14 protein-coding genes and 2 tRNA genes are annotated in these 13,240 nt (G+C 46.1%); 7 read left to right on the top strand and 9 right to left on the bottom strand.

Features of this window, described 5'->3' with window-relative positions:
• The first annotated feature begins 10 nt into the window (after nucleotides 1-10).
• The 3 genes from QXJ75_03420 (at nucleotide 11) to QXJ75_03410 (ending at nucleotide 1,148) form a co-directional block, all read left to right on the top strand.
• Nucleotides 11-118, top strand: coding sequence for a hypothetical protein (locus QXJ75_03420; protein ID MEM3737122.1), 108 nt, complete (start codon nucleotides 11-13; stop codon nucleotides 116-118).
• Nucleotides 105-797, top strand: a complete 693-nt coding sequence (locus QXJ75_03415; protein ID MEM3737121.1) for an ABC transporter ATP-binding protein — start codon at nucleotides 105-107, stop codon at nucleotides 795-797. The genes QXJ75_03420 and QXJ75_03415 overlap by 14 nt, the downstream gene beginning before the upstream one ends.
• Before the next feature lie 105 nt (nucleotides 798-902).
• Nucleotides 903-1,148 (top strand): Lrp/AsnC ligand binding domain-containing protein, encoded by a 246-nt coding sequence (locus tag QXJ75_03410; GenBank protein ID MEM3737120.1) that lies wholly within the window; start codon nucleotides 903-905, stop codon nucleotides 1,146-1,148.
• Between the two features lie 98 nt (nucleotides 1,149-1,246).
• Here QXJ75_03410 and QXJ75_03405 read toward each other — a convergent pair whose 3' ends face one another.
• The 5 genes from QXJ75_03405 to iorA form a co-directional block, all read right to left on the bottom strand.
• Nucleotides 1,247-2,260 carry a branched-chain amino acid ABC transporter permease gene (locus tag QXJ75_03405; protein MEM3737119.1) on the bottom strand — a complete coding sequence of 338 codons (1,014 nt, stop codon included), beginning with the start codon at nucleotides 2,258-2,260 and terminating at the stop codon, nucleotides 1,247-1,249.
• A 2-nt stretch (nucleotides 2,261-2,262) separates the two neighbouring features.
• Nucleotides 2,263-3,123: a branched-chain amino acid ABC transporter permease gene (locus QXJ75_03400; GenBank protein MEM3737118.1), complete on the bottom strand. Its 861-nt coding sequence runs from the start codon at nucleotides 3,121-3,123 to the stop codon at nucleotides 2,263-2,265.
• A 9-nt stretch (nucleotides 3,124-3,132) separates the two neighbouring features.
• Nucleotides 3,133-4,410, bottom strand: a complete 1,278-nt coding sequence (locus tag QXJ75_03395; protein MEM3737117.1) for an ABC transporter substrate-binding protein — start codon at nucleotides 4,408-4,410, stop codon at nucleotides 3,133-3,135.
• 126 nt (nucleotides 4,411-4,536) lie between these two features.
• Entirely contained in the window at nucleotides 4,537-5,121 is a 585-nt protein-coding gene (locus QXJ75_03390; protein MEM3737116.1) for an indolepyruvate oxidoreductase subunit beta, read from the bottom strand.
• A gap of 11 nt (nucleotides 5,122-5,132) precedes the next feature.
• Complete coding sequence (gene iorA / locus QXJ75_03385; protein ID MEM3737115.1) at nucleotides 5,133-7,007, bottom strand: indolepyruvate ferredoxin oxidoreductase subunit alpha; 1,875 nt, start codon at nucleotides 7,005-7,007, stop codon at nucleotides 5,133-5,135.
• A 158-nt stretch (nucleotides 7,008-7,165) separates the two neighbouring features.
• On the opposite strand from iorA, the gene QXJ75_03380 reads away from it, so the two are divergent.
• The gene (locus QXJ75_03380) at nucleotides 7,166-7,996 is read left to right on the top strand and encodes a site-specific DNA-methyltransferase (protein ID MEM3737114.1); all 831 of its coding nucleotides are present in this window, start codon (nucleotides 7,166-7,168) and stop codon (nucleotides 7,994-7,996) included.
• A 116-nt stretch (nucleotides 7,997-8,112) separates the two neighbouring features.
• Here the strand turns inward: QXJ75_03380 and QXJ75_03375 are convergent, their stop codons facing one another.
• The gene (locus QXJ75_03375) at nucleotides 8,113-9,159 is read right to left on the bottom strand and encodes a polyprenyl synthetase family protein (protein MEM3737113.1); all 1,047 of its coding nucleotides are present in this window, start codon (nucleotides 9,157-9,159) and stop codon (nucleotides 8,113-8,115) included.
• A 144-nt stretch (nucleotides 9,160-9,303) separates the two neighbouring features.
• Between QXJ75_03375 and QXJ75_03370 the strand changes: the two genes are divergently transcribed.
• On the top strand, nucleotides 9,304-9,864 hold the full coding sequence (locus QXJ75_03370) for a DJ-1/PfpI family protein (GenBank protein ID MEM3737112.1): 561 nt from the start codon (nucleotides 9,304-9,306) through the stop codon (nucleotides 9,862-9,864).
• A gap of 71 nt (nucleotides 9,865-9,935) precedes the next feature.
• Here QXJ75_03370 and QXJ75_03365 read toward each other — a convergent pair.
• Nucleotides 9,936-10,008, bottom strand: a tRNA-Val gene (locus tag QXJ75_03365).
• A gap of 90 nt (nucleotides 10,009-10,098) precedes the next feature.
• Here QXJ75_03365 and QXJ75_03360 point away from each other — a divergent pair.
• Nucleotides 10,099-10,278, top strand: a tRNA-Ser gene (locus QXJ75_03360).
• Between the two features lie 63 nt (nucleotides 10,279-10,341).
• Nucleotides 10,342-10,899 (top strand): RDD family protein, encoded by a 558-nt coding sequence (locus QXJ75_03355; GenBank protein ID MEM3737111.1) that lies wholly within the window; start codon nucleotides 10,342-10,344, stop codon nucleotides 10,897-10,899.
• 231 nt (nucleotides 10,900-11,130) lie between these two features.
• Here QXJ75_03355 and QXJ75_03350 read toward each other — a convergent pair whose 3' ends face one another.
• Nucleotides 11,131-12,339, bottom strand: coding sequence for a SufD family Fe-S cluster assembly protein (locus tag QXJ75_03350; GenBank protein ID MEM3737110.1), 1,209 nt, complete (start codon nucleotides 12,337-12,339; stop codon nucleotides 11,131-11,133).
• A complete protein-coding gene (locus QXJ75_03345; GenBank protein MEM3737109.1) occupies nucleotides 12,327-13,082 on the bottom strand; it encodes an ABC transporter ATP-binding protein in 756 nt (251 codons plus the stop codon). The genes QXJ75_03350 and QXJ75_03345 overlap by 13 nt, the downstream gene beginning before the upstream one ends.
• Between the last annotated feature and the right edge of the window lie 158 nt (nucleotides 13,083-13,240).

Here is a 13,240-nt window from a genome sequence, read left to right as displayed (position 1 = left end):
TAAGAGAACCATAGTTCTGGATCGTGGTCGGCTTATATGCGAAGGGACTCCTGAAGAGATAATCAGAGATGAAAAGGTGATTAAAGCCTACTTGGGAGTTGACTATGAAAGTACTTGATATTGAGAATTTGAAAGCCTACTATGAAAAGGCGGTAATATTGCGCGGTATCGATCTCGGTGTGGAGAGAGGAGAAACCGTCGCTATACTTGGCCCAAACGGTGCTGGGAAAACTACGTTGTTAAAATCGATAATCGGGTTAGTAAAAACTGAGGGTAAAATAAAATTTAACGGTGAAGACCTAACTAAACTTAGGCCGCATGAACGAGTACTTAAAGGAATAGGAGTGTGCCCTGAAGGAAGGAAACTTTTCAACGAGATGACTGTTGAGGACAATCTCAGACTGGGGGCAAGAGCTAAACATTGCGATCATGAATTAAACTTTGTTTATAGTATTTTCCCAGAACTCAAAGGAAAAAGTAAACATGCTGCTAAGATGCTAAGTGGTGGAGAGCAGCAAATGGTAGCTATAGGTAGAGCTTTAATGTCGAACCCTGAGCTTCTTTTAATGGACGAACCGTCCCTAGGTTTAGCACCCAAGCTTTTGTCGCGTATAAGAGATTCTGTGAAAAAGATACAGAAAGAAGCTGAAACATCGATTTTATTGATAGAGCAAAACATTCGTTTAGCTTTTGAACTGGCTAATAGAGTGAACATCTTGATTAAAGGAGAAATAGTGGAAGAAGGTACGGTCGAGTCTCTTAAGGGCTTGGAAAAATATTACATGGAAAGACTTTAGTTTTTAAGTTTATGATTAAGAAGTATACCCAATTTTTTCCTGCCCGGGTGAAGAAAAGCTATTAATGTGTCCGACGCTAAATTTTATAGAACAAAGGTGGCGGTGATGGTTACAGCTTTTGTTATGATCAAGGTTGGAGTTGGCTGGCTTCATAAGGTTTACACAGGCGCAACTTATAAGGAGAAACTCAAGAATTTGGCTGGAGTGAAGGCGGTCTACCTCACTTTAGGCCGCTTTGATATACTTCTACATGTTGAAGCGGAGACTGCGGAAGAGATACTGCGTATAGTGGACGATGAAATTAGAAATATTCCAGGTGTACAAGCAACCGAGACCCTATTAGCCTTCTAAACCTGATTTAGAGAGGAAATAGCGGAAGAGAGCGTTGTCAATCCCTTTTAGGGTTCGGATAAGCATTACGCAGAGCGAGTTTATGCACAGGTGTAATATTATGTTTTCGAGAGTTTTCTGATTTTCAACCATAGCCCCTCGGGCATAAGGACAGCAAGGACGATCAGTATTGTATAGAGGATTATGTCGTCATTAACAGGAAGTCCAGCTGTTTGTAATGCACTTATTGCCCCTTTTAACCACCAATACTTTATCAAATAGACTACGAGGCCGCCAATTATCGGACCGAATATCGTGCCAATACCTCCGGTAACTGCGGCGAGTATAATAAGGAGCATTAGCGGAATATCATAAAGGCTGGGGGATACGCTGATTCTGTAGTGAACTATTGCCGCTCCAGCGACTCCAGCAAAGAAGGAGCTTATTACGAAAGCGAGGACCTTGTAGTATACCGTATTAATTCCAACAGACTCGGCGAGGTAGAAGTCTTCTCTTACAGCCTTAAATTTTAAGCCTATCTTGCTATTTACTACCGCAAACATTATTGCCACAGAAATAAGCATGAGCGCAAGAGCGCTGTAATATTTCCCTGCAATTGTTGGCGCAAGTGCGTTCTCTGATCCGATCGAAAATCCCTCTTCTCCGCCAAATACATCACTCCATATAATAGTAGTTTCTATGAAAACCAATGGTAGCACCGCGGTGACTAAAGCGAAGTACCATCCTCTAAACCTAAGAGTTATGACTCCAATCATCAATCCAACCACTCCAGCTACTACTCCCCCAGAAAGAATCGACATGAAAATTGGGGTTTGAGGAATTTTAGACATGAATTCTAGAAACGTCCCCTGGAGCCTTGAAGGAACCTGCAGCAAGGCTGCAGTATATGCGCCCAGACCGACAAAAACGGTATGACCGAGATTTATCTGGCCAGCGTAACCAACTATTATGTCCCAACTTACTGCAAGAATTATGAAGAGGTAAGTTAGACCTAAAATATATACGAACGCATCGGACGCAAATCCAGGTACTATTAATGCCACGACCAAAAAAGCCAGTATCTCAAAGATTCTTTTATCCTTGAAACTAACTTTTTTGAGACCTGCAATCATCGTTACTCCTTTACCCCAAATAGCCCTGTAGGTCTCAACACTAGAATAGCTAGGATCATCAACACCGCGACAAGTTCCGACCATCTCGCCCCGTAAAGAACGATCACAGCCGTTAATATGTAGCCAACAATGAAGGCGGATATTATGCTACCCTTAACACTACCCAGTCCCCCTAGAATGACTATGGCAAAGGCGAAGATTAGAGATTTAAGAATTAGAAAAGGGTTTGCCGCATAAACCTGTGCGTACAGTGCTCCTCCTAACGCTGCGAGGACGGCTGATATGAACACGGTGATCATAAATAGTCTATCGACATCTAAACCCATCAGCGTTGCTGCCTCAGCATCTTGAGATGCTCCTGTTATCTCCTTCCCCAACCTCGTTTTGCAGATGAATGTCCAAAGCAGAATCAGGGCCACAATCGCAACTGCAAAGACGAAGACTCTTATGACTGGTATAAGTACTCCTCCTATGGTTATGACTCCCCCAACCACGGAGGGAAAGGATATTCCATGTTCGCCAAAAATTAATAGAATAAACTGTTCAATGATCAGGGCGAGCGCCAAAGTTACAATTATGACCATTACATCATGTTCTCTCACCCGAGACATTATACCTTTATACACACCTGCAGCTACGAGTCCCACTAGAAGCATGCTTATTATAGTTGAAAGATACGGGTTAAGGCCGATGCCGTGGATGAGAGTAATCCCAAAATAAGCTCCAAGTATAAAAAAGGATCCATGGGCGAAATTCATTATTCTCGAGACGCCGAATATCAATGTGAAACCAGAGGCGATTAGAGCATAGATTCCACTTAAGGTTGCGCCATAGATTAGAATCGTCGTTAATAGTTCTATCATTTTTTGCGGCTACTCAAACCATGGTGGAAGCTTTAGTTCAGCGTTAGCCCTTTCCGGTGGCCATATCTGGTACTGTTTCCCATCTATCCACTGCGATATCCAGTTTCTGACAAGTTCGTCACCCCAGGCCAAGTCGTGATCCCACCCCTCCTCGTGCCCCGGCGGATAAAATGCAATTTTCCTCGTTAGCTCCACAGGGCTTTCTGGAGTAGCTAGCTCTTCCAGATATTTGACTACGACGTCGGAGTCAAACGGGTTCGCCTCCCCAGCTCTCGCAGCCTCCTCTACGGCCATCTTGTAAATGTAAACCGCGTCGTATGCACCGTAGCCTTGATGTGCTTCTGGAGGGTGCCCATATTTTTCTGTGTAGCTTGCGATAAATTGGGCGCACATTGAAGTAGGTGGTGCTGTTTGCACCACGCCGCCGTCAGAGATGAATATGTAATAGTTAGCCGCTCCTTCAGTTTTGTTCCAGAATCCCAGATCAAGAGCCGCTAAATCATGTCCAGCCAGCAATACAGGCAATTGCAATGTGGACCATTGTTTAGCTAAGACGTCGCCTGTTCCTGAAATAGCAAGAATAGGCAGAATTACTTGAGCGCCTAGATTATGGGCCTCAATGATTAGAGGCGCATACTCTGTATAGCCTCTGGGAATCTTCACGTTTTTTACTACTTCTACACCTCTCTCAGCGAGTAACGGATTCAAGTATGTCTCGACATCGTCAGCCCATACATGCTCATCTCTAATTATGTAGATCTTGTCTACTTGCACTCCATTCGCTCGTAGCATATCAATCATGTCGGCGAGGTCGAAAGCGAATGTAGCGCCGTTATTTTGGGTTATTCTGAACCAGTACTTGTACTTTGTATAGTTTGCAGCTACCTTTGCCGGATGCGTTGGGGATGAAGCGTCTGCCAGAAATACGATCTTCAGTTCAGACATAGTTTCCATCGTTGCTGACATAACGCCACTTGAATAACCGCCAGTAAGTACGTCGACATTTTCTACGGTTACTAGTCTTCTAAGTTCGGCTATAGCAGTGTCGGATTCGAGTTTGTCGTCTCCTACAACCATCCTCACAGGTAAGCCGAGTATTCCGCCATTGGCGTTAATCTCATCAATCGCCAGAGCAACAGCATCTCTCTGGACGCTTCCTTGAAGGGTTGCCATCGGCGCTAAGACACCGATCACAACCTCGTCTTTTCCATAAGGTTTTTCAGCGGGTTTAAAGGCAAAGTACACACCGGCACCGACGATAACTACCGCGATAATGGCGACTGCCACATATTTCGAGATCGCCAGATTCTTACCTCCTTAACTGTTTAGAATAACTCTTCGTGGAGAGTTTATATTTAAAAATTGCCGTTTTACATTGAGAATTTTCATTTGGATATGGTGTAAAACTGGCCTCTATGATTCTAAACCTGGCAGAGTTTCTAAACCTGATAGAAATGCTCTGACATTGGCTTCCAAATATCTTCCAGATACAAGTTCCTTTATGGCATCTAATATTGTATCTTTTTTAATGGGGAAAATTTTTGTAGCTACCAGTACTCCTAGAAGGACAATATTCTGCGCTAGAGGGCTGCCAGCCTCTAAGGCCAGCTTGTAGGCGTCCAGAGGAATTATATGCCGGCTGAATTTGCGGCACTCATCTAATATCTTTTGAATGGGAGGATAAGCGGTGCTACCAATAAAAACCGTAGTCGGGATTACCGGCTTAGTGTTAATTATCATTCTCGTCTCAGATGAAGCATAGCGTAGCGCGCGTAGTGCTTCCGCAGGTTCTAGAGCTAAGATTGCATCTGCGGTTCCTTCAGTAACGGATGGGTCGTGGATTCCTCTTCCAATCCTCACGTGTGAGATGACAGCACCTCCACGTTGTGCCATCCCATGTATCTCGCTGACTAAAGCGTCTAATCCTTCTTTGACGGCAGCGTTTGCTATAATGAGGGCTGTAAGTATTACCCCTTGCCCCCCGACTCCAGCGATCACGATGTTCCTCCTCAGTTCGTCTCACCTACTTTGGCAATGGCGTGCATAGGGCATATTTGGGCGCAAATGCCGCACCCTACACATAAGGTCTCTTCGATGAAAACTTTGCCTTCTGCCACCAGAATAGCAGGGCAAGCTAAGAGTTTAATGCACGCCATGCATCTGTTACATTTACTCTCCTCAACTCGGTATTGCGGTATCTTCTCGCCTTTTCTACGTTTCGTCTGTAGGTCGAGGATGGAGCATAACCTTCTAAATATGATCACTGATGGCGCTGGATGCTGGAGTGCTTCTCTGACAGTCGAGATTGCTAGCTTTAGATCGTAAGGGTCAACCACTCTGACGAACTCGACACCGCATGCTTTCGCTATGTTTTCGATGAGTATCGGTTTCACCTGTTCACCCATCCCTGTAATCCCGGTGCCAGCATGTGGCTGGAAACTTGTCATAGCCGTCGTTTGATTGTCAAGGACTACGCAAACAAATTTGTGCGAATTGTAAACAGCATTGATTAAGCCTGGGATTGAGGCGTGAAAAAAAGTCGAGTCGCCCACAACCCCTATGACAGGGTCATCTACAACTTTACCAATGCCTCCAGCAAGCCCCACGCTGGAGCCCATGCAAATAAGGATGTCTCCGATAGAGAGGGGAGGCTGGGCGCCTAGAGCATAACATCCTATATCTGTCGAGTATATCGCTCTGTTTCCAGCGGCTACTTTCAGAGCGTAAAAAGCCGCTCTGTGGGCGCAACCGGGGCATAGAACTGGAGGTCTGCTGGGGGCAAGCTTCTCAGCCTTGGAAGCCTCTGCGTCAATTTTGTCGAAGTCTATTGATGGACTCTTATGGAGGATTCTGGACAGGGCACTAACCACCTTTCTTGTCGATAACTCTCCATGCCTTGGAAGAAGGCTATCGAACTTTCCGTAGAGAGGTATGTTGTAGGCTGCTCTTGAAAGGGCTTTGACTTGGAGCTCTAGGTATGGCTCAAGCTCTTCTACAATAATTATTGGATTGTGTCTTCTGACGAAGTTTGAAATAAGCCGCGCTGGGAGGGGGTGAATTATCCCAAGCTTTAGCACAGAGGCTTTCATGCCTAAGAGCGCGAGGCTTTCCATGCAATAGTTGAAGGAAGCCCCTGAGGTCACCACGCCTATCCTACCCCTACCTACGATGCGGTTGAAATCTGATTTTTCAGAAATCTTCAACGCTGAGCTCATCTTTTCCAGTAACACAACATGCCTAACACGTGCGTTAGCAGGGACCATCACAAACCTTTGAGGATCTTTAGGAAACTCAACCTTACAGGATTTTTTCTCTTGTATCTGCCCGAAAGTTACAACCCCCCTCATGTGGCTTACCCTTGTGACGAGGCGGAGCATAACTGGCAGCTCAAGTTGCTCAGACAAGCTGAAGCCGTAAAGCAGCATGTCTTTTGCATCTTGGGGGCTGGATGGTTCTAGGCATGGGATGTTAGCTAAGAGGGCATAGTACCTGTTATCCTGCTCATTTTGGGAACTCCAAGCGGAGGGGTCATCGGCTGTAACAATTACAAACCCACCCTTAACACCTACATAAGCCAATGTCATCAACGTATCCGCCGCCACATTCAACCCCACATGCTTCATGGAGACTAGCGCTCGAGCCCCACATACCGCAGCGCCAGCCGCCACCTCAACAGCAACCTTCTCGTTCACCGAGTACTCCATGTAGAGCCCGAATTCCCTGGCTACCTTAGAGAGCGTGTCGGCGATCTCTGAGGAGGGTGTTCCAGGGTAGGCTGTGGCGATTTGTATCCCTGCCTCTAAGGCTCCCCTTGCGACGGCTTCATTGCCCAAGAGGAGGCGTCGGGTTCCTTCGTTTCCAACTATGGGGCTCGCGTAATCCAATTCAGTCTTCCCCCTCCTTCATCGGAGGCTAGATTAATCTCACGCTACATTATATAACTGATTTCAGCAAAGTTTATCAATTCAGAGATGAGGGAAACAGTTTTTAATTTATAAAAATTAAACAGATAAGTAACAAATCAGATTTAGAGATCTGACTGATGATATCAGCAAAGCAAACCCTCGACTTAAACAAGATTTATGCCATGGACTGCCTCGAAGGAATGAAGTTAATCAGAGATAAATTTATCGATATAATTGTTACATCGCCACCTTACAATATCGGGAAGAAATATGCCAGATACAGTGATGATAAGCCTCGGGGGGAGTATCTAGATTGGATGGAGAAGGTTGCAGAAGAATCTAAACGGATATTGAAAGATGAGGGGTCTTTCTTCTTGAACGTCGGCGGTAAGTCTTCGGATCCTTGGGTTGCCATGGATGTTGCGAACCGGTTTAGGAAACATTACACTCTCCAGAATACAATACACTGGATCAAATCAATAGCAATATCGAGAGAGGATGTTGGAAACTATGAGCATGCTAAGCGGGATATAGCGGTTGGGCACTATCAGCCGGTCAACAGCAGGAAATTCCTGAGTAACTGTCATGAGTACATCTTTCACTTCACGAAGAGGGGAAACGTACACCTGGATAAGTTAGCCATAGGGATACCTTACCAGGATAAGTCTAACATTGGAAGGTGGAAATCTGCCAAGATTGACTTGAGGGAGAGAGGTAACACTTGGTTTATACCTTACGAGACCATACAGGAATCTAGACCTCACCCGACAGTATTCCCCGAGAAGCTTCCAGAACTATGCATTAGACTACATGGATTCAGTGCAAGCAGCGTCGTCCTAGACCCATTCATGGGGATTGGAACTACTGCCTTAGCATGTATTAAATTAAATGTCAACTTCATAGGATTCGAGATAGACCCTTCATATGTTAAGATAGCTAAGGAGAGATTAGCCCAAAGGAAACTATAGTCGACTGGATTCATACAGGTAAAACCTCTTAGCACGTTTAAAATCGTTGAAAATATGCGAGTAATTTTTGCCGAGTCATTAACGGTTTCTTGGAGCATAACGACAGCATGGGGCTTTCATTTGTACCAGTCAAAACTCTCCGTAACAAACTTTACCATTTCTCGGAGTCGCTTTTTACCTTCCGGCAGCATAGATGTGTCGTCAAGTAGCTTTATACCATTTAATGCCTCTTCCTTCAAAGTCCTCTCGGCCCTCTCCAATGCACCACACCTCTTCACCACCCTTCTCACAATCTCGATCACCCCTTTGTCCAAGCTTCGGGCTTTCAGGGCATCTTCAAGCTCTTTGAGCTCATCCTTTGACGCCATCTCGTAGACATAAACTATGTGAAGAGGTTTCTTGCCCAGTAGAATGTCGCCTCCTAGCGGTCTTCCATACTGCTCCTCAGAGGCGAACGTGCCGATGAGGTCGTCTTGTATGTCGAAGGCGTAGCCTATGTGTGAAGCTGCTTCTCTCACCTTTTTGATGTCACGTTCTGGGGCGCCTGCGAGGAGAGCTCCGATACCCATAGTAGCCTTGAACAGAGAGGCAGCCCTTTTTGACGCCATAACTCTCCACTCCTCCACAGTAGGTGTCTTATATTCGAATAGGAGGTCGAGGATCTGGCTCTCGTTCACGGCGAGGTAATCCTCAGTGAGGAGTTGAGAGGCTCGAAATAGTGAGTCTCTCTGAAACCGTGTGCCCCACAGGACGGCTAGGGCTTGTGAGAAGAGGAGATTTCCGCAGAAGAGGGCTAGGGCTTCACCAAACCTTTGGTTGTGATCCTCTGCGTAGAGGGTGTGGATGGTCAAACCTCCCCTCCTATATTTATCTCCGTCTACCAGATCGTCATGGATCAGAATGGAGTGGCGGTAGAATTCTACGGCTACACATACATCCAAGATTTCACTGTCAACACTACCATTATACCCTTCATATGTGAGAAGTGTACTGCAAGAGGCTATCCGCTTACCTTTCCTCAGGAGAAACTCCCCCAAGGTTTCATACACGCTCGCGATGAAGGAGTGGTAACCCGCAGCTCTCCTCACAACTTCCTGGACGTAGTCCCCAAGCCTGCGGTCTATAAGGTTGCTGTAACTTTCAATTAATTCATGGGCATTCATACCCTAAACGCCCTCCATAGCGAATGGTACGATTTCTACCTAAACTCATTAAACTTTGCCCTGAAGCCCCCTTAGATGGACTTGTTAGGTGATGCTTAGAAAACTTAAAAAGGGATACCGTTTTTTCTAAAAATCGACCAACCTATGGTTAAAGTGTTAGTTTTCTTCGCTCCAGGATTCGAGGAGATAGAAGCCTCAACCATCGTAGATATTTTGAGAAGATGTAACGTAGAAGTAACCATGGTCGGTTTAAAGCCGGACATAGTTGAAGGTTCACATGGGATAGGGTTCAAGGTCGATAAATCTATCGAAGAGGTGTCCGTCAAAGACTTCGACGCGGTTATCTGCCCAGGTGGCTCTCCTGGCTATGAGAATCTCAGGAAAGATCAGAGAGTGCTAAACATGATCAAAGAGGCTTTCGCAGCTAATAAACTCGTGGCTGCGATATGTGCAAGCCCAGCCGTCCTTTCCGACGCTGGCATTCTTGAAGGGAAATATTGCACGATATACCCTGGTATGGAGGGAGAGCTCAAAAAGGGAGGAGGCAAACCTAGAAAAGGTTCTGTTGTGGTCGATGGTAACATAGTGACGAGTAAAGGTCCAGCCACAGCACTCCCATTCGCACTCAAGATTGCTGAAAAGCTGGTGGGGAAAGAAGCTGCTGACAAAGTTGGAAGGGAAACACTGATATTAAAACGTTGTTAAGTGAGAGCGGTCTCCTACCTAGTTTTCAAGCTGTTCCTCTGCGCTAGCTATGTGGGTTCACTTTTAGCAGGTGGGCCGGGCCGGGTTCGAACCGGCGACCATCGCCTCGTAAAGGCGATATCATAACCACTAGACCACCGGCCCTCATGCCGAGTGTTTTAGTGGGCGCATATAAATAAACTTACTCTACAATTGAGAAACTTTTTTTAGCTGTGTGGATCTCTGGTTAGTTGAGCCGGGGTCGCCTAGAGGCATCGTAGTGCGCGATGTCTGGGAGTCTGGTAGGGCGCAGATCTCCACTGGGGAGCCTACGCCTGCTATCCAGAGGCGGTGAGTCTGTGGCTCGTTAGAGCCTCACGGGTTCAAAAAGCCTGGGCATTCCGTCTGGGTTGGTAAGTCCCGTCCCCGGCGCCACAGTTTCCTTCGATAAAAAGGAACATTTAATACGTTTTTCCTAAATTCAGTAGTAGATTAACGATGCTACTTTGTGCCAGATGCGGGGCTGAGGTAGGTGAGAATGCGAAGTTTTGCCCGAAATGTGGGGTACCCTTAACTGAGACCGAAACGCCTACGGTTAAACTTCGCCTAGCTAAGTGGGAAAGTCGATTCGTCGCCTGGTTCGTTGACATAATACTAGTCGGTTTACTCCCTCATCTGTTGCTGCCTTCAAGCTCAGAATATGAATTTAGACTATGGCCTTTTGAAAGTATACCTTTTTTTGATTTTGGTTTTGGAAGTATCATTCCGTTCATCTATTGGACTTTAGTCGAAGGGTATTCTGGAAGGTCTATTGGAAAACTTGTCATGGATCTCAAAGTAACCCGGCTTGACGGCTCTAAAATTACCTTCGTTCAAGCTGCGCTTGAAAGCTTTGGGAAGGCTTTCATCCTGCCTTTGGATTGTATAATCGGTTGGGTTGCAAGTTCATGCAGTGCAAAAAGACAGAGGCTCTTCAATAAACTCTCTGACACTATAGTCGTATATATGCCTAAGGAAGAAGCTGAAGCCAAAGGAGTAACATATACCAAAGACTGAAATATTCTCCGTCTCTTAGGTGATCAGATTTTACACTGTTTAGCCGCTTACCTGCGAAGTCTTACTGGTATCTAGATGAACTTCGGCCCTACCTTTGCATTCAGCTCCCAATACGCGTTTAAAATTTATTCAAGGTCATGCAGCTCGTCTTCTACGCTGAAATCGCACTCTCAGGGGGGCCTCAACATTCAGTAAATATCGTTGGATTGAACTGGCGATGTATAGTATTGGTTACATGCCTTTAGCATGCGTCAAGATCTGGTCCAGCTCTCTCTCAAGTTCTGGGCCAAGTCCTTCGATCTTGATGTCTACGAAGCCTCTGACGATTAGAGCTATGGCTTCCTCCTCGGAGATCCCTCTGGCCATTAGATACTCGATCTCCTCTTGAGCTATTTTACCTACCGAGGCTTCATGAGTCATCGTAACGTCTGGCGAGTTAGCCTCAAGCTCAGGGATCGCTTTGATGAACCCTCCCTCCTTGAGTATGAGCCCATTACATTGGAGGTGTCCTTTTATGCCGGGGCTCGCGCCCAACAGATGCCCTCTAGCCCACACTTTTCCGCCAATCGTAACGGCCCTCGAGACAATTTCCGCCGAGGAGCCTGGCGAATTTAGCACAGCTCTCCCTCCCACGTCCAGCTCACTGTCCGGGTTTGCTAGCAGTATACTATTATAGCGCACGCTGGAATTACGCCCGTTTAGATACGTGGTTGGATACATCTGTAGAGATCTGACTGGGCGCATACAGATATAGTTTGATGTGAAAGAGGAATTTTCACCTAACAGCCCAGCAGACCTAGGCCTAACAGCTACTTCTTCACCCCAGTTATGTATCATGGTGAAGACAAGCCGTGCATTCCTTTTGATGTAAAACTCGGAGACTCCAATATGGAGGCCTCTTCTAACACGCGGGCTGATAGTGCAACCGGTAATTATATGTGCTTCGGCATCTTCTTCGACGATAACTATGTTATGGAGGTTCTGTGCTAGGCGGTCATGGCTCAAAAATAGGCAACTCTGAAGAGGATATTGTACTTTCCTGCCAGGAAGCACTCTAATAAAGTATCCCGAGGTGCGTTTTAGTTCAGCCTGTGCGGTATACTTGTCTGCATCTACTTGAACTATCTGCCAGTAATAATCTTTTACCCATGGATAATTACTCAAAGCCTCGTCTATGCTCATTACCTCAACACCAGGGTCATAGCTTCGTGCAATGCAGGTTCTGTGGTCAATTTGTAGGAAAGTGCCTGAACGTTCACTCTCATTAATACTTACCCCAACAGCGCTCACTGCAGCCTGTTCGGATCCTGACAGACTTGTAAGATCCTCTACGGGTTCAAGTTGGGGGGATTCGCTATCGAACTCGGATAGGTCTACGTCTAGACCGAAAGCTGACTTCTTCTCTTTTGCGCGTAATGCACGCTCAGTTAACTCGGGCATCTTAAGCACTCCTCGTAGCCTGCGCTCCTTATCTTATTTAGGATTGTAGAAGGGTTGCCGCTACATATTATCTTGCCGCCACAGAGTACATGCCCTCTGTCCGCCGGCACATAGTCTAAGATGTCGCCGGTATGTGTAATGATGATGGCTGATTTCGATGTTGGAGGGGTACTCTGGTGTGCGCATTTGCTGTCTCTTCTTAGAAGGCGGTTGATCATATTTCCGATAAGGCCTATGGCCTGTATATCCACACCAGATTCAGGCTCATCTAGCAGAATGAAGGTGGGGTCCTGTGCGAGGAGTTGAAGTAGCTCAACGCGTTTGATCTCTCCACCTGAAAACCCCGCGTTTATGTCGCGGTCGAGGAAATCCCTCATTTTTAATTCGTCAGCCAAACATTCAACGTCAAACCTGCCTCTGCTGCACTTCTCCAGTATCTTTCTAGTTTTCACCCCGCGAATAGTTGGGGGTCTCTGGAATGAAAACCCTATGCCTTTCTCAGCTCGGACGTTCAGGGGAACCCTTGCAAGGTCTTCTCCATTGTAGGTGATAGACCCTGATGTTACTTTACACGCAGGGAACCCCATGATCGTCCTTAAGAGGGTGGTCTTACCTGAACCGTTAGGTCCGAAGAGAGCGTGAACCTCGCCGGTGGGGACCGCTAGGTTTATGCCTTTGAGAATTTCTTTATCACCGATGGAGACAAATAAATTCTTTATCTCCAACATTACCGTCACTCTCAAGTAAACTCTCTTAGCGTTACATATAAACTGAGAGCCACCTAGCGCCGTTTCAGAGTTCATATCGCTGAGGCTTAGCAGCTCAGGTGTATGGTGAGTTGGTAATCATTGTGAGTGGTAGGTAACGGTGGGCTTTAAATGTGTCATGTTTTTGGTGTTTA

Source organism: Candidatus Bathyarchaeia archaeon, assembly GCA_038883335.1.
Lineage (GTDB): Archaea > Thermoproteota > Bathyarchaeia > Hecatellales > Hecatellaceae > JAVZMI01.
Note: the sequence above shows the minus strand (reverse complement) of the source record. Positions and strands in the feature narration are given on the sequence as shown.